A 17,125-nucleotide genomic window follows, 5' to 3' on the forward strand; every position below is an offset into this window, starting at 1 on the left:
TATGTCCAAGCAGTACGGATTATGAATATTCAATATTTACCCTGCTTCCACTGACTCCGGTCTCAGCAGGAGTCACCATCAGTCTAATTGGCACTCGTGCTTTTACGGATTCCACATGGGAAATAATCCCCACTTTTAAGTGGTCATTATGTATCTTTTCCAAAGACTCCATCACGATATCAAGCAGCATATCATCCAATGAGCCAAAACCTTCATCCAAAAAGAACAATTCAAGCGGAGCTGTCCCTTTTAACTGAATCTCCGCCGACAGCGCAAGCGCCAATGCCAGGGAAGTGACAAAAGTCTCACCTCCTGATAATGTGGCAGTCTGTCTGCGTACGCCTCCGTTCTTATTGTCCCGAATGATAAATTCTCCATCCTCATTAATCTCCAGCTCATAATTGCCATTTGTGATCTCATACAACCGTTTGGATGCGCTTTTAGAAATATATCGCAGGCGTTCTGTCGCCAAAAACTCTACAAATCGTTTCCCTCTTGTCACACTTCTTAAGTCTTCCAAAATCGCAAGACGGTGTTCAATCTCTGAGATCACTTTTCGAATTTCAGACTGCTGTTTTAAGTGTTCCTCCATTCTTTTAATCTCCTGTCTTGTCGCAATCAGTATCTCCTCTTTCTCCCTTTTTTCACGATCCAGCATCTCACAGTTTGTTACTGCTTCCTCGTAAATCACTTTTTCTATCTTTCTTCCAGCCAGACGCTTTTCGACATTCTCAATCTGTGCCTGTGTCTGCTGCAGCTGTCGCACATATTCCTCAATCTCTTCCCGATATCTTTCCTGACATTCTTTACTTAACAATGCCTTTCTCACTTCTTCCCGGTTCAAAAATCCTTGCTGTTTTAGTTCCTCTTCCAGATATGTGCGGGCATTTTTCAATGCCTCTTCATTACCTGTCTTTGTGCCCTGCAAAATCTGCCATACTTCTTCACTTTGTTTCAGTAAATTCTCCGCCTCTTCTTTTTTGCGCTTTGCCTCCTGGTATATCTTGCGCAGGTTCGAAAGGCTGTCTTCCAGTGTCTGCAAATAAACTTCCGGATTCGTCTCTGTCCCAATCTTTGCCCGAATCTGCTCTTGCTTTTGTGTCACTTTTTCTTTTAGCGGGATAAGCAGAATCTCCAATTGTCTTGTCTGTTGCTCCTTATTTTTCCATTCCTCCTGAGCTCTACCTAATATCTGCTCAACTTCTGTTTGCTGTCTATATATGCGATTTCGCTCAATTTCCAGTCTTTCTCTTTCCTGATCCAGATTTCGCACACGCTCTCTTTCTGCTTTCAAACTTTGAATACCATATGCTAAAAGCTCTTCCTGCAAAGAATCTTTTTTCTCTTCCATCTCCTTTGCAATCGCCGCTGTTTTTTCCTCAAGCTCCTTGTATTCTTCCTGTGCTGCAAGGAGAAGGCTCTGCTTCACTTGATATTCCTGCTCGGCTGCTTTATAAACGCTCTCCCGGTTCTCAATTTGCTTTCTTAATGTCTCTAGTTTTTCTAAGTCAACGCTTTCCTGTCCTTTTTCTTCCCCACCGTCATTTTCTTCATATACAAAATGACGAGAACCACAGACCGGACAAGGCTCTCCTCTTTTGAGTTTTTTCCTCAGATTCAAAATCTGAGTCTGCTCCATATCTTTATTGAACTCGGCTTCCTCTTCTTTCCAAAGTTCCAGCTGCTTTTCGAGAACCGTCATCTTTTCTTTCAGTGCGACAATCTCCTGCTTTTGTACCTGCAACTGCACTTTCTTCTGGTCTGTCTTCTGCTCTTTTTCCTTTCGCTCCCTCAAAATGCCGGTCAGTTCATTGTAGCGCAGCGTAAACTGTTCCAACGCCTCCCTGTATTCACTTGTGATCATACGCCGGCTCAGCATTTCTTCTGTTTTTCGCAATTCTTCTGTCTGTGACTCTTTTTTCAGCTGGGTCTTTTGTACCTTTTCTTTGAGCGATTGCTCCTGTGTTCTGCTCTCATTCCACAATGCTTCGCTGCAGTTCTGCTCTTTTTGCAATTGCGGCAGTTCCCGATAATCCTTTAGCGCTTCTTTTGCCCGCTCAATCGAGGAGAGAAGTCCTGACTCTTTTGACTCTTTTTCTGTCTCCAGCTTGGAAAAATGTTTCTTTCTTACTTTGACATCTTCTTTCCGTTTTTCATACCGCGCCGTCTCTTGTTCCAATTTCTGCAAAAGTTCTGTTTCTTTGTCTTCCAGTTCAGTCACCGAACGAAGAATAGGCATGACATGCCCTGCTTTATCAGACAGCGTCAGGCTCCTTTTTTTCTCTTCAATGATTTGTTCCTTTTCAAAAAGCATTTTCTCTTTCTGCTTTAATAACTGCTGTTCTTCTTGAAGATTCCATATTTCTTTATAAATTTCTGCCTCTTTACAACGTTCCCGCAATGCCTTTTCAAGCAACTCAATCTCCGTCTGATAGTTATCTTTTCGCTCCCGTGCATCTCTTAGCTCTTCCTCACTACAGTCTCCGTAGACCTCCGCCTGTCCGCAGAGTCTTGTGTGCTCTGACTGCTCTTTTTTGATTGCAGAGGCGATGCGCTCCTCCAGACGCACACCATACTCCTCCAAACGAAAGAGGCGCTCTAAGATTTCTCTTCGGTCTTTTCCACTCACCTTTAAAAATTCACTGAATTTCCCTTGTGGCAAAACAACCGTCCGCATAAAGTCATCTGCAGTCAGACCGATAATCTCCACACATGCACGATCCACACCTGTCACAGATTCTTCTAATACAGTCTCTCCATCTGTCACATCCAAAAGTCTGCATTTTCCGGATTTTGTCCCTTTTTCACCTGCTTTAAACTCACGCTCCACCCGGTAACGCTTTACCTGCGCCGCAGTAATCTGAAATTCATAACTCACCAGCGCACTCTTGCAATTTTTATTGACAAACTCATTCGTTCCCCGTGACATTGCCTTCATTCCGTAAAGTGCAAGAATCATTCCATCTAAAATTGTGGATTTCCCACTTCCCGTAGGACCAAAAATTCCAAAAAAGCCTTGTTTCGTCAGTTTTTCAAAATCAATTGTCTGCTCCTCCACAAAACTGTTCAGCCCTTTGATCTTTAATTTAATCGGTCTCATGCGGCTCCTCCTCTTCACATAGTTTCAGCAGCATATCCCGCGTCTCTTCAGACATCTCCACACCACGTTCCCGTCTGTAAAATTCTGCAAACACTTCCGGAAACGGACGATCCTTCCACGATGTCTCTGCCTCTTCCGTGTCTTTTTCCCGCAAGATCGGGTGGATTTCCAGGATATCCTTTTTCGTCTGCTTCATCTTCTTGATCTCATCTTCCAAAATGGCGCGCTCTGTCTCAATTTCCAAGTACACCCAGCAGTTCTTGTCCCGGTTCTCCTCACAGACCATGATTGCCTCCGATATACTCGTGCATCTCCACACCTCGATTGGTTTGTACTGTTTTAATTCGATCGGCTCAACTTTAACCGGTTCGCCCTTTCTGATATCCACACACAGCACTTGTTTTGGGTAACGTTCTTCTCCTTTCCGATACTCGATCGGTGAACCGGAGTAGCGAATATTCGGGTGTCCCGGAACACTTTGCGGTCTGTGAATATGCCCAAGTGCCACATAATCTGCAAGCTTCGGAAAAATATCCGGATCTGCCAGATAACTTCCTCCAAGCTGTATGCTTCTTTCAGAACCTTCTTCCAAACTATCCATTACAAACAAATGAGAGACGATGATATTGACCGTCTCTTCTTCAAACTGATCTGCCAGTCTGTCAAACAGACACCTCAGCCTCTCATTATACGTTTCCAATTGTATTTCTTCCGATTCCATCTCCGAATGAAGTACCTCTTCCAGCCTTTTCTCACTTGGAAACGGCACGGTCAAAACGACCGCTTGCTCAGATTTTCTCTCAATCTTAATGTATCCTTCTCCACTTCTGCAGACCTTCCAGCTTCCATACTGCCCTTTTGGAATCACCGTCTTTGGTGTTCCCACCATGATGATTCCATGCTCCATCGCAAGCGGTGTCGCCGACACAAGACGCTCCGGGTTATCATGATTGCCCGCAATCACAATCGTAAGTCTTCTGCCTCCGTCTGAAATCTTTTTCAGTGTATCATAAAACAACTGTTCCGCTTTCGCCGGTGGATTCGAGGAATCATAGATATCGCCGGCAATCAGAACAACATCTGCATCTCTTTCTTTCACGATATTCACAAAATCCTCTAAAAACAGTTCTTGTTCCTCCAACCGGCTGTGACCTTCAATATGTTTTCCGAGATGCCAGTCTGCTGTATGTATCAGTCTCATATACCCTCTCCTTATACAGATAAAATGCGAATCAATTGTTTTGGCTGAAACAGCGGCAGCCTGTCAAACAGTTTTTCAAGCCTCAGCAGATTAATATCAGAATGTTCAATCTCTCTGGAGTAACGGTGCGCCACATCTACAAAATCCATAAACGTAAACGCCTCCTGTTTTTCCTGCCAAACTGCCTGCGCCAATTCCTGAATCAATATAGTACTGACCACAGCTGTCTGCATCTTTCCAAGAATGTGATCATCATAGACCGCTCCGCAGAAATAAGTAAACACAAAGTATACCATCAATTGCTCCAGCAGACACGACCACACATCGTAGGAAGCACTTTTTAATCCAATCGCTTTGTGGAATGCCTTACGCCTTTCTAGATATTCCCGCTGTCCTTCTCCAAACAGAAGCCTTTCCGCCTTTCTTACATACTCCGGCCAATCTTCCTTCAGCACTTCCAACTTGGAAAATGTGCGGAACATCTTGCGCATCTCACTGCAATATTCATTCTCGCCCATTGGATCTTCCCCGATCTGTTTTTGCATTTCAAGCAAAGAATCCATCTCTCCGAAATCTTTCAACAACTCATCAATCTGGAATAATTCTCCATGATCCACCGCAATCTGGATCTCTTTTGAAAGATTTAAGACCATTCCCATACGTACACAGATATCAACTTCCCTGTTCTGCAGCATCTTAAGAATTGCCTCTCGTGCATCCATCAATTTTGTAAATAACAGAAAATCAAACTCTTCATCTTCTTCATCCTCGGTGTCATCTTCCATCGTAATAAACTGAACCGGATCCTTACATCCTAAAATAATCTTCGCCGCCTCAATACAAGACAGCGACAGAGAGCCTTCCCGCAGACCGTCAAACTCCTCCATATGTCTCGGATAATTTCTGCACGTGTCACACAACATCTCCTCGCCGCCCTCCAAATGCAGATCACAGAGATTTTCTTCATTCAAGAATGCACATCTTTTCTCATACTGTTGGAAACTTCCTTCCTCCCAGTCGATTGAATTGTGAAGGCGGTTTCCCAAAGCCCCCTCTGTATTTTTATATTTTTCTAATGATTTCTCATCAATCATAATCGCCCATCCTGCACAGCAGGTATCCACACATTCTGCTGCTGTACAGCGAAATTGTTCAAAATAATGTGGTATTGTATATTTCATAACGTGTCCTTTCTATTTTTCACCATTTAGTGTATGCCGACGCTAGTATTATACAATAAAACAGGCTTTTTCGCTACTAACGCCGCTAAAATTCTCTGGTCAGCAGCGTGTTGTCCTCCAAAAGTTCTTCCACGGTTTCAAATCCAAGCTCCTCTAGCAGCTTTCGTACATAAGGATTTTCAAGCGGCGTCTGGTAGATTGAGTTTTTTGCATACTCGTCCACATACCGCTTCCCTTTTTCACTGTCTATGATTGCTTTCGGACCTCCCACACAGCCGCCAACGCATCCCATCCCCTCAAAAAAATTCGCATCTGTCTCTTTATTTTGAATGCGCCTCATCATCTCCATACACTCTTTTGTTCCATTCGCCTGTTCACAGCGAACACCGATCTTTCCATCCGGCGAAAGCTGCCGCACCATCTCCTCCACTGCCTGACTCACTCCGCCTGTACGAGCATACAGCCTGCCTGCTTTCGAAGCATGTTCTTTTTCCTCCTCAGGAAGTTCTTCCAAAGAAATCTCTGCCGCATCAAATATATCCTGCATTTCCTGAAAGGTGAGCACATAATCCACCGCATCAGCAATATCAGGCTCTTTTGCCTCTTTTTTCTTTGCAAGACAAGGACCTGCAAATATCGTCACCGCATCCGGATGGATTCGCTTCAAAAACCGTCCGCAGGCAACCATCGGAGAGACTGCCCCTGGAACATGCGGTAATAATTCGTGATACCTCTTTCGGATCATTGCGATCCAAACCGGACAGCAACAGCTTGTGAGCTGAAAATCGCCCGGCTCTCTGACATGTCGTTCAAACTCCAGCGCTTCTTTCAGTGTCAGAATATCTGCAAACAATGCCACCTCCACCATTCCGGTAAATCCAAGCGCTTTGCACGCACTTCTTAATTTTCCCGCCGTCACATGCCCGCGAAACTGTCCGGAAAATGCCGGAGCAATCATCAGATAAACAGGACCACTTGCATTTCGCACCGCTCTCATCGCCGGAAGCACATCTTTACTTGCTGCAAGATGATTGGATTTACATGCGTCTATGCAGGCTGCGCACCCCTCACAACGTGACGGATTGATAAAAAGCTCTCCTTCTTTTCCTGTCTCAATCGCATCAAATATGCAGCTTTTCTGGCATGCTCTCTCGAAACAATCTGCGCATGTATCCGTCGAAATAACAGGGGCGTATTCTTCCGGATACAAAAGACAATCCAGATGCTTTGGATCATATTCCTTCGGCAGCGGCTCCTCCACCGAAACTTTTTGCCGCAGCAAATCTTCGTATAATTGCTGAAATGTTTTCATAGGATTTCCTCTCTTTTCTGATCATAATGCTATTATGAGCAAAAAAGCTTCGTTTTATCACACTGCCACAATTGTTTTAATAATCCCCATCTGTCTTTCCTGCTTCTTATGCCTTGATCGCCCATCTCATCTTCGTTGATTTCGCCCGGCTGTTACGGACACATTCCTTTGCAGACGGTCGGATGACATCATTTGCAATCTCACTGTAAACACCGGCCTTTTTCCACTCTTTGAATGCCTTCTTCACAATTCTGTCTTCCCCGGAATGGAATGTTAAAATCGCCACTTTACCACCACTTTTCAGAGCGCTTGGGAGCTTTTCCATCAATGCATACAACACTTCAAACTCACTATTTACATCGATTCGAAGTGCCTGAAAAGTTCTCTGGCATGACTTTTTCACTGCCTCTTTCCGTTCTTTCTCCGGAATGAACGAAAGCGCCTCCTCTATCGTCTCATACAATTTAGTTGTCGTGTCAATCATTTCTCCCTGTCTGAGTTTTTTCATAACCTGCTGTGCAATCTCTGCCGCATATGGTTCATCCGAATTCTCCACAAGCATTCCTTCCAATTCGTCTTCCGTCACATTTTTTAAGCGTTCTGCGGCAGATTCTCCCTTTTCCGGATTCAGACGCAGATCCAAAGATCCTTCGCTTTTGTATGTAAATCCTCTATCCGGATTGTCAATCTGCATGGACGATACTCCGAGATCTGCAAGAATAAAGTCAAACGGTCCGGCTTCTTCGACAACCTGATCAATGTCGGCAAAATTCAAATGACGGATAGAAAGCATCTCTTCTCCGTATCCAAGGTTCTTCAAACGTTCTTTTGTCTTCACCGACTCAATCGGATCAATGTCGAGCGCATACAGATGCCCTTCACCTTTGAGACATTTTAACATTTCCAATGTGTGACCGCCATATCCAAGGGTTGCATCCAACCCTTTCTGTCCCGGTTCTATCTGGAAAAAATCCAAAATTTCTTTTACACAGATAGAAATATGCATCCCGGCGGGAGTCCCGCCCTTTCCGATTACTTTTTCAACGGTCTCCGGATATTTTTCCGGATTCAGCTCTTTATACTTTTCTTTATAACTTCTTGGGTGGGTGCCTTTATAACGCACTCGCCGTTTATGTTGTTTTTCCTGATTTTCCATATATTCTCCTTTGTCTGTTTTATTTTTGTCCCGATAAAAACCGGAAGATCATTCCAAGATATCCTCTTAAAATCTTCTCATCTGCTCCCCATATCTCATGTCTTGTCCCAGGTACCCGCACAAGCTTTGCATATGTATTTCCATTTTGGTTCAATTTTAATATAAACCGTACCTGTTCCTTTTTCGATACCAAATGATCATGTTCTGACTGAAATAAGATAACCGGTATTCGAATCCGTCTGACTCCATCTCTTTGAAGATCCCTGTTCAGACATGCTGCCGCATGAAGCCAGCCATACGATGCCGCATTCATCTGAAACAACGGCTCCTTCTCTTTCTTTGCCCGATAATATTCATAGCGAACTCTTGAGGTGGACGAACTATTTTCAAACCTTCTCGGTCCACTGTAAGGCTTCTGTCCTGCCACATACCGCTTTGCCTGCCCTGCTTTACAAAAAGCTGTCGCAATCGTTCGCGCATCATGCCACGGTACTTTCCCGCTCAAAGGACGTATCATAGGCGAAGACAGGACCAGTCTTTCGAATAATTTCGGCTTCGCTGCCACTGCGGCTGCTGCAATACCGCCTCCCATAGAATGCCCGAACAGATATAGTTTTAGATTTTTATGCTCTTTTTTCGCTGTCCTTGCCACAAATAAAAGATCTGCCACATACCGCTTGTAAGAATCCACATGTACAAGCGACGGATCCTCCACCAGACGATAACTGCGTCCATGCCCACAGTGCTCCGGTATATACACATGATATCCGCCTCTCAGAAAATAGTAGATCAACTCCTTGTACTTCTCGCTCGTCTCCGTAAATCCATGCGAGATTAAAACAACTCCTCTCGCCTTCTTTGCCTGATAACACCTTACATAAATCTGTTTCCCGTGCTCTCTTTCAAGCCACAGCTCCCGCTCTTTAGAATGCAAATACGGCTCTACAACATGTTCCATCTGTTCCTGATAGTCCTGTTCTTTTAAAATACCATTTTTCATCGCATGTCTCTCCTTCCTGCTTATTTGATCTCATACATATAAAGTTCATGCAGCGCCCTCGTCGCACAGATATATCTCGCCTGCTTTGCAAGTGCATCCTCTCTGCCAGGACAGACAGCAAATACCTGATCGAATTCCAACCCTTTTGCAAGGTAAAAGGTTGTCACCGTCAGCCCTTTTCGAAAAGTAGAGCTGTCCCTGTCAATATAGGCAGCCTCTCTCCCACGATGCTTCAGTTCCTCATAGACTGCTTTTGCCTCCTCCTCAGTAAATGTAAGTACAGCGGCAGTCTCAAACGCATCTTCCGCAAGGCGCAGTTCCTGTTCCAATGCATCCAGCGCATCCTCTTTCCTTTCAAAAACTGCTTCGGTCACTTCTTTTCCATGCCGTTCAAACAACTCCAGATCCTGAATTCCGGTAATTGCTCCTGCATATGCTGCAATCTCCATCGTATTTCGATAGCTTTTGTTCATCACAATTTTCTTTACCTGTTTCCCAAATATGCCCGGCAAAAATGTCAGCACGTCCTGTTCTCTGTCGTCCATCGTCTGCGCTCTGTCCCCAAGAATCGTCATATTACAAGAAAACAGCTGTTTCAGAATATAATATTGCAGATAAGAATAATCCTGCATCTCATCGATGACCAGATGTTTGATCTTTTGCCTTGACGTTTTCTGCTGCAGACGATATTTCAAATACAGCATCGGATATACATCTTCATACGGAAGGGTTCGTTTCTCGTAAGACCTTTCCGGAAGGGTTGGATACCCTGCCTCCTCAAGCAGCCAATTATAAATCTCATAAAGATCTCTTGTCACATACATCCCCATAAATCGGTTTTTGAGTATCTCACATTCTTCTTCCGACACTGTCCGGTCATAGAGTGTCTCATACTCATCAATCACATATTCCATCACCGCATCCATACGCGACAATAGAGGCACATCTTGAAACTTAAAATAAAACAGCTCAATCAGCTCCTGCTCTGTCTTTTTTAACCCTTTCCATTCTATCTCGGAAAAATCCATCAATTCATCTTCCAGCCCCGCCAAAAATCCTTCTGTCTGACCGATAAATTCTGCTGACTGCTTCTGTCTGTACCTCTCTTCTTCCTCGTCTGTCATCCACTTTAACTGCCGTTCAATCTGATGGTATCTATCCTCACAATCAGAGACTACATGTTTGAGTTCTTTATATGCAAACAGATCAAAACTCATCTCCTGTATATTTTCCTCTCCAAGTTCCGGCAGAATGTGCGAGATATAATCTGCAAACACACTATTCGGAGAAAGAATCAAAATATTTGAAGATTTCAAATGTTCTCTGTCGTGGTATAACAGATATGCGATCCGGTGAAGTGCCACCGAAGTTTTCCCACTTCCTGCTGCCCCCTGAATGATGAGAATCTTGTCTTTTGTATTTCGGATAATTGCATTCTGCTCTTTTTGGATTGTCCGCACAATATTTTTTAACTGCACATCCCCATTACTTCCAAGCTCTTGCTTTAAAATCTCATCATCGATCTTCACATCACTCTCAAATCCATAGATCATCTTTCCATTTCGAATCTTATACTGCCACTTTGACACAATCTCACCCTCAATCGTCCCAAGTGGAGCTTCATAAGATGCCGGGCCCTGATCAAAATCATAAAACAGTCCGCTCACGGGCGCTCTCCAATCATACACAAGCGGCACACTCCCTGTGCGCTCTGCAAAATTGCCAATCCCGATATAGAACGACTCCGCCTCATCTTCCCCGTCATAGATAAAATCAACTCTCCCAAAGAATGGCGAATCCAACATTTTTTCAAATCGGTGCTTTAACAAAAGCTTGTCCTGATTCGCATTCACCTGCCGCAGCAATGCCTGCTGGTTGTCATAGTTCTCATACCCATACTCGTCCATCTCAGTATAATTCTCCCAGTAGTATTCATGCATACTCTCGACATCTTTCTGTCCTTCTGAAATGACTACATCCAGTTCCTCTATCCGATATTTTAATTTTTCTGTCAATTGTTCTAAAAATAATGTTCCATCTATACTCATGTTGTCATCCATTTCCTTATCTGTTTTCTCAATTTCTTAAATCTTAGTGTTCTATTATACCACGTATTTTTATGTTATGAACAAAAAAATTCCGTCCGAAAAATCATTTTTTCGAACGGAATCTAACCCATTTTTATTATTGTTTTTTATCTTTTGGAAGAATCAAATTGAGCAAAATTGCCACGATTGTTGTAACAACAACCGGTGATTTTCCAAATACCGTTGTCACCCATGCCGGGAAACTTGCAAGTGCATCTGAACACTGTGTGATCCCCATTCCAAGTGCGACTGCAAGACCAATGATTGAAGTGCTGCGGTATGTAAGTGGCTGCTGTACGACAAGCTTGATACCTGTCATTGCAATCGATGCGAATACCGAAATCGTTGCACCTCCGAGTACACACTGCGGAATCGTTGTCAACAGCGCTGAGAATTTCGGGACGAACCCTGCAAGCAGAATAATCACTGCCGCCAGTCCAAGCACCATGCGGTTCACAACCTTTGTAGTTGCAACAATTCCCACATTTTGGCTGAAAGTAGCTGTCGGAAGTCCTCCAAAGAACGATCCGAAAATATTTGTGATACCATATGCCACAATACCGCCCGACAGCTCTTTATCGGTCGGCTCACGGTCAAGTCCACCGCCTGTCGTCGCTGAAAAATCTCCGATTGCCTGCACAGAGTTGATCACGAAAAGTAATACCATCGTAACGATTGCAGATACCTCAAATTTCATTCCGAAATACATCGGCTGCGGGATTTGGAACATTCCTGCCGAACCTACCGCTGAAAAATCAATCATGCCAAAGAATCCTGACACAATATATCCGACAATCATACCAATCAAAATAGATGCAAGTTTCAAAATTCCTTTTGCAAAATGGTTCAGCGCAATTACAACTGCCAGTGTGATAAATCCAACAAGCCAGTTCTGCCATGCACCATAATTCGGTGAAGATGCTCCTCCTGCCATATATTTGACAGCAGTCGGATACAATGACAGACCAATCGTAAACACAACCGTTCCCGTAATCAACGGCGGAAACAACACTCTCAATTTCTTTACAAAAATTCCGACAAACACAGCCACAATACCGCCGATCAACTGCGCTCCTAAAATAGTCGCAATATCAAAATTTCCTGCGATTGCCTGCATACTTGGTAGATACGCAAAGCTGACTCCCATGATGACCGGAAGACCGGAACCAATCTTTCCTCCAAGCGGAAACAACTGAATCAATGTGGAAATTGCAGCAATAAACAACGCTGCCTGCACAAAAATAACCTTATCGTTTCCTTCTAATCCTGCCACTCCTGCAATCACGATCGCAGGGGTTACACATCCAACAATCATTGCCACTACATGCTGCAGTGCAAGCGGAAATGCCTGTGAAAACTTCGGCATTCCATTCAATTCAAAGACAGATGCATATTTCTTATCTGTTTTCATTCCTATAGTTCTCCTCTCACTCGTCTCGCACCGGTGCTCTGCCGATACTGCCGCATATCATTATAGGAAATATTTAGATACATTGTCAATGATTGACAAACACCTTATCCATTAGTTATTTTAATAGCTATTCATAAGCAGGAAGTTGTTCTTTTTCAAAAATAATATGAATGAAAACACTCCCGTCCCCGAATACGCACGGCTTACGCCATACCCCTCTTTTGTTAATATCTCCTCCAGCATATCTCCGATGCTGACATCATCATCTACAATTAAAATCTGTTTCATGTTCTGATTCCTTCTCCTGATACAACCGATATCCGTTTTTCACACTTCTTTTCACTTCATATAACATCTGATCCGACTTCTGATACAATTCTTCAAACGTCGTTCCATGTTCAGGGGCAGTCACAATGCCCAAAGATGCCGATACCTCAACCGTCTTTCCATTCTGCTCATATGATTTGTGCAATTCCTTTAACAATTGCTGTACAGTATGTTCTATCACTGAAAAATCAGAAACATTCAAAATCATAATCGCAAATTCATCTCCGCCCATTCTTCCTATCAGATCATTATGTCGAAATGTTTTCGTCAATGTCTGTGACACATCTTTCAATACCTGATCTCCATACTGATGTCCGAACGTATCATTGATCTGTTTAAAACAATCCAAATCCATCAGCATAAAGATATGATTTCCTTCCAATGCCCACAGTGACTGCAAAAAATTATCTGCTTTCATCTTCATAGTAGTCGCATTGTAAAGTCCTGTCAAGCCATCTCGTTCTGCTCTTTCTTTCAGACGCAATTCTTCACGCTTGCGTTTGTCGATATCGTTTAAAATCATCAGCGCCTGGATATGACCATTCCTGCAATTGTCTGTCATAAGATAAATCATGCAGGATACCCATCTTTCCGTTCCCTGATACTGCATCTGAAACTGGATTTCAATAACATCCTGACCTTTTTGATACTCGTCGATCAAATATTCTTTTGAAGATTGACAGATTACATTCTTCCAGTCTTCCTTTCCTGTCACAGATAAAATATTTTCTTTCAAATACTGCTGATAAGGGATCTGCTCTTTCAAAATTTTCCCATCGACTTCCACAACCATCTCTGTCTCAAGATCTATTTTACATCGCAAAAATGCATCTGCATTCAGTGCATCCTGAATCTGCTGTTTTTCTTCCAATAGCTCCTCCTGATATTTCTTCTCACTGATATTTTCCAGAATTCCCACTGTATTCACAATCTGATGTTTCTCATCGTATAAATTCTTCATAATCATCCGGAACCACTGCACCTCTCCATGATATAAGACTTTGATTTCTGTTTCACACAATTCCTTTCTTTTGATCAGCTCAAACGTCTCTTTTAAGTTATCAGCAGATTCTTCGTCAATCACGTTTCTTTCCAAAATAGATTCCGGGACATTGGAGAGGCATGTTTTCTGAAACAGCGGATTCTGCTCTCCGACTTTCGCATGCAGTTCTTTAGTCTTTACACTGTACTCAAACACGGTCTGTTTGGATTGACTGATCGCAATACGCATCATCTCCTCACTGCTCAGCACCTCTTCATGCGACTGCAAAATCGCCTTGCGCACTTTTCCATTGTACCAATATAACCCCAAAATCAAGATTAAAAATGCCGCCGTCATCTCCGTTGCCATTCCCAATACTTTCAGATTAATATTACTGATATGCTCTTTTAGATATTTACTGTTTGTTGTGGCAAAAATATAATAATTGTTTACACCTAGTGGTGCATAATATGAGACTCGTTCCTCCTCTCCTTTTCGAAAAGTGAAATGCCCCTCTTTTTCATTCGAAATGTCTTCCTTCAATTCTTCAAGACTTCCGGTCTGATATTCGAACTCTTCGAGATCGTCCCAAACATTCGCATGATTCATAATCGCATCTTCTGACTTAAATCTCGTAATATAATTTCCTTCGGAATCTACAATCTGTATATAGATATGGTTCAGATACAAATCCCCTATCTCCTGGTTTAATGTACCAGTATCTAATATTCCAAACAAAATTCCTGTCACCACGTTCTCACTTTCAATCGGAACCGCAATGACCTGAATCTCTTTATCTGGTATGATTCGAGAATCCATTATCTCTGAAATAACAGTTTCTCCGTTTATTGCTTTTTGAAAATACTCTCGTTCTTTAATATTCGTCTTATTTCCATCTGAATCCACTGTATTTCCATCTATATCCGCGATCACAATGTGATCAAAAAAAGTCATGTCTTTAAAAAAGATTAATTGCTTATAAATTGACTCATCATATATAGAGGAAAAACCGTTGAATGCAACTGCCAACGTCTTCAGAGAAGATATCATACCTGCATACTTTTCCTTTGTTTCACGAATACCAGACTCCGCCATCTCCTCCAATTCATCCTGTGTTCTTGACATCTCCGTTTTAAAAAACGAAGTGCCAAACCTTGCAAACGCATGAACAATCAGCATTGCGGAACATAATGTAATTAAAAATACTGTTTTTGCCTTTTTGTCCATTAATCTATTCATAGCGTCCTCCCTTGTTTTGCATATTATACCATAATATCTACTTTTTTTCCACATATTATACCCTATATATCGGGTATATCCAAGCACATTTTTACTAAATATAATGATATTAAGAAAGGTGATTTTATATGATTGATTTTAGCCCGCTTTGGAAAACTTTAGAAGAAAAAAATTTTACTACTTACCGCTTACTGAAAGAGTATAACTTTTCCAAAGGCACCCTTGACTCTTTAAAGCATAACAGAAATGTAACCCTTCACACAATCGAATCGCTGTGTCGAATCTTGGAGGTTCCAATTGAAAATATCGTCAAAATCACATTTGAAGATTCTGAAGACACTGAAAAATAGCCTTTATCTAAGATATTTCACTCAGATAAAGGCTATTGATTTTATAAAGAAATATTTGGAATGCCATCAAATCCTGTTTGCAGATCCGCATCTGTCGGAATGTAATCTGACATCTTTCCATCATGGAATTTTTCATACGCATACATATCAAAATATCCGGTTCCGGTAAGTCCGAACAAAATCGTCTTTTCCTCTCCTGTCTCTTTGCATTTAAGCGCTTCATCAATTGCAACTTTGATCGCGTGACTGCTCTCTGGCGCCGGCAGGATTCCTTCCACTCTCGCAAACTGCTCCGCCGCTTCAAATACAGCTGTCTGTTCTACCGATCTTGCTTCCATATATCCATCCGCATAAAGCTGTGACAGCACCGGACTCATTCCGTGATAACGAAGTCCTCCCGCATGATTTGCCGACGGAATAAATCCACTTCCCAGTGTGTACATCTTCGCCAACGGACACACCATACCGGTGTCACAGAAATCATATGCAAATACACCTCTTGTAAGACTCGGGCAAGACGCCGGCTCCACTGCAATGAAATGATAATCTTTTTCTCCTCTTAATTTTTCTCCCATAAACGGAGAGATCAATCCACCAAGATTCGATCCCCCTCCGGCACATCCGATAATAATATCCGGAGTAACACCATATTTATCCATTGCAAGTTTTGCTTCTACACCGATGACTGACTGATGCAGTACAACCTGATTCAGAACACTTCCAAGCACGTAACGATACCCTTCACTTCCCACTGCAACTTCCACAGCCTCCGAAATCGCACATCCAAGACTTCCTGTCGTTCCCGGATGTTCTGCAAGAATCTTGCGTCCAACCTCCGTCTCCATCGACGGTGACGGTGTCACGCTCGCGCCGTAGGTGCGCATCACTTCTCGCCGGAACGGTTTCTGCTCATAAGAACATTTCACCATGAATACTTTACAGTCTAAGCCGAGGTAAGAACACGCCATCGAAAGTGCTGTTCCCCACTGTCCTGCTCCTGTCTCGGTCGTAACACCTTTCAATCCTTGTTTCTTCGCATAATACGCCTGCGCAATGGCGGAATTCAATTTGTGACTTCCGCTCGTATTATTTCCTTCAAATTTATAGTAAATCTTTGCAGGAGTCTGCAGTTTTTCTTCCAGACAATATGCTCTTACAAGCGGCGCCGGACGGTACATCTTATAAAAATCCTGTATCTCCTGCGGAATCTCAATGTATCTGTTATCGTTGTCCAATTCTTGTTCCACCAGCTCTTTGCAGAACACAACCGAGAGTTCTTCTTCTGTCATCGGCTGCAACGTCTCCGGATTCAAAAGCGGCGCCGGTTTGTTCTTCATATCTGCACGCATATTGTACCATGTCTTTGGCATCTCACTTTCTTCCAGATAGATTTTATAAGGGATTTTTCGTTCGCTCATTGTGTTTATCTCCTTTTCAATATGAAATCTGCGGGACAAGAAATTCTATATAACAAAAAACTCTCGTCCCATACAATATCTATTGCAGGGACAAGAGTACATAATTCAACTCCTGCGGTGCCACCCGGCTTGGTATATCTTTCACTATATACCCACTTATGCATACTGACATATGCGAACTTTGTTAACGGAGTACTGTCTCCGGCTCACCTACTGTAAATCTTTGCCGTTCAGCTCGCCCTCGGAAGCCCATTCTCTACAGCTACATCTTACTGCACTCCCACCATCTGCAGTTCTCTGTGAAGCAAACACTGAAGATACTTACTCTTCCTCATCGGTTTATTTATTAGTACTTTACCAC

12 protein-coding genes and 1 other annotated feature are annotated in these 17,125 nt (G+C 42.8%); of the genes, 1 reads left to right on the forward strand and 11 read right to left on the reverse strand.

Translation table 11 applies throughout. From position 1 onward, the window contains the following. Positions 1-19 precede the first annotated feature (19 nt). From BQ5364_RS12235 to BQ5364_RS12275, 10 genes are all read right to left on the reverse strand, one after another. Positions 20-3,100, reverse strand: a complete 3,081-nt coding sequence (locus BQ5364_RS12235; protein WP_071144389.1) for an AAA family ATPase — start codon at positions 3,098-3,100, stop codon at positions 20-22. After that, entirely contained in the window at positions 3,087-4,301 is a 1,215-nt protein-coding gene (locus BQ5364_RS12240) for an exonuclease SbcCD subunit D (RefSeq protein ID WP_071144390.1), read from the reverse strand. Before BQ5364_RS12240 ends, BQ5364_RS12235 begins: the two co-directional genes overlap by 14 nt. 11 nt (positions 4,302-4,312) lie before the next feature. Beyond that, positions 4,313-5,482, reverse strand: a complete 1,170-nt coding sequence (fliB, locus tag BQ5364_RS12245; RefSeq protein WP_022250591.1) for a flagellin lysine-N-methylase — start codon at positions 5,480-5,482, stop codon at positions 4,313-4,315. Positions 5,483-5,567: 85 nt separating this feature from the next. Further along, complete coding sequence (locus BQ5364_RS12250) at positions 5,568-6,794, reverse strand: [Fe-Fe] hydrogenase large subunit C-terminal domain-containing protein (RefSeq protein ID WP_004611414.1); 1,227 nt, start codon at positions 6,792-6,794, stop codon at positions 5,568-5,570. 106 nt (positions 6,795-6,900) lie between these two features. Beyond that, positions 6,901-7,950, reverse strand: a complete 1,050-nt coding sequence (gene rsmH / locus BQ5364_RS12255) for a 16S rRNA (cytosine(1402)-N(4))-methyltransferase RsmH (protein ID WP_071144391.1) — start codon at positions 7,948-7,950, stop codon at positions 6,901-6,903. A gap of 19 nt (positions 7,951-7,969) precedes the next feature. Next, positions 7,970-8,950 carry an alpha/beta fold hydrolase gene (locus BQ5364_RS12260; protein ID WP_004611417.1) on the reverse strand — a complete coding sequence of 327 codons (981 nt, stop codon included), beginning with the start codon at positions 8,948-8,950 and terminating at the stop codon, positions 7,970-7,972. Between the two features lie 20 nt (positions 8,951-8,970). Then, complete coding sequence (locus BQ5364_RS12265) at positions 8,971-11,010, reverse strand: HelD family protein (RefSeq protein WP_004611418.1); 2,040 nt, start codon at positions 11,008-11,010, stop codon at positions 8,971-8,973. Positions 11,011-11,134: 124 nt separating this feature from the next. Then, a complete protein-coding gene (locus tag BQ5364_RS12270) occupies positions 11,135-12,448 on the reverse strand; it encodes a uracil-xanthine permease family protein (RefSeq protein WP_004611419.1) in 1,314 nt (437 codons plus the stop codon). Positions 12,449-12,568: 120 nt separating this feature from the next. Next, complete coding sequence (locus tag BQ5364_RS18340; protein WP_004611420.1) at positions 12,569-12,736, reverse strand: response regulator transcription factor; 168 nt, start codon at positions 12,734-12,736, stop codon at positions 12,569-12,571. Then, positions 12,711-14,996, reverse strand: a complete 2,286-nt coding sequence (locus tag BQ5364_RS12275; protein WP_071144392.1) for a diguanylate cyclase — start codon at positions 14,994-14,996, stop codon at positions 12,711-12,713. Before BQ5364_RS12275 ends, BQ5364_RS18340 begins: the two co-directional genes overlap by 26 nt. Positions 14,997-15,124: 128 nt before the next feature. On the opposite strand from BQ5364_RS12275, the gene BQ5364_RS12280 reads away from it, so the two are divergent. Next, entirely contained in the window at positions 15,125-15,346 is a 222-nt protein-coding gene (locus BQ5364_RS12280; RefSeq protein WP_004611422.1) for a helix-turn-helix domain-containing protein, read from the forward strand. A 41-nt stretch (positions 15,347-15,387) separates the two neighbouring features. Here BQ5364_RS12280 and BQ5364_RS12285 read toward each other — a convergent pair whose 3' ends face one another. Beyond that, positions 15,388-16,764 carry a TrpB-like pyridoxal phosphate-dependent enzyme gene (locus BQ5364_RS12285; RefSeq protein WP_004611423.1) on the reverse strand — a complete coding sequence of 459 codons (1,377 nt, stop codon included), beginning with the start codon at positions 16,762-16,764 and terminating at the stop codon, positions 15,388-15,390. An 83-nt stretch (positions 16,765-16,847) separates the two neighbouring features. After that, positions 16,848-17,108: a binding site (T-box leader), on the reverse strand. Positions 17,109-17,125: the final 17 nt, after the last annotated feature.

Origin of the sequence: Coprococcus phoceensis (assembly GCF_900104635.1) — a bacterium.
GTDB lineage: Bacteria > Bacillota > Clostridia > Lachnospirales > Lachnospiraceae > Faecalimonas > Faecalimonas phoceensis.

Coding starts and splice junctions, on each gene's coding strand:
- BQ5364_RS12285 (WP_004611423.1), bottom strand. CDS start 16,764: ATGAGCGAACGAAAAATCCCTTATAAAATCTATCTGGAAGAAAGTGAG.
- BQ5364_RS18340 (WP_004611420.1), bottom strand. CDS start 12,736: ATGAAACAGATTTTAATTGTAGATGATGATGTCAGCATCGGAGATATG.
- BQ5364_RS12235 (WP_071144389.1), bottom strand. CDS start 3,100: ATGAGACCGATTAAATTAAAGATCAAAGGGCTGAACAGTTTTGTGGAG.
- BQ5364_RS12280 (WP_004611422.1), top strand. CDS start 15,125: ATGATTGATTTTAGCCCGCTTTGGAAAACTTTAGAAGAAAAAAATTTT.
- BQ5364_RS12265 (WP_004611418.1), bottom strand. CDS start 11,010: ATGGATGACAACATGAGTATAGATGGAACATTATTTTTAGAACAATTG.
- fliB (WP_022250591.1), bottom strand. CDS start 5,482: ATGAAATATACAATACCACATTATTTTGAACAATTTCGCTGTACAGCA.
- rsmH (WP_071144391.1), bottom strand. CDS start 7,950: ATGGAAAATCAGGAAAAACAACATAAACGGCGAGTGCGTTATAAAGGC.
- BQ5364_RS12250 (WP_004611414.1), bottom strand. CDS start 6,794: ATGAAAACATTTCAGCAATTATACGAAGATTTGCTGCGGCAAAAAGTT.
- BQ5364_RS12275 (WP_071144392.1), bottom strand. CDS start 14,996: ATGAATAGATTAATGGACAAAAAGGCAAAAACAGTATTTTTAATTACA.
- BQ5364_RS12270 (WP_004611419.1), bottom strand. CDS start 12,448: ATGAAAACAGATAAGAAATATGCATCTGTCTTTGAATTGAATGGAATG.
- BQ5364_RS12260 (WP_004611417.1), bottom strand. CDS start 8,950: ATGAAAAATGGTATTTTAAAAGAACAGGACTATCAGGAACAGATGGAA.
- BQ5364_RS12240 (WP_071144390.1), bottom strand. CDS start 4,301: ATGAGACTGATACATACAGCAGACTGGCATCTCGGAAAACATATTGAA.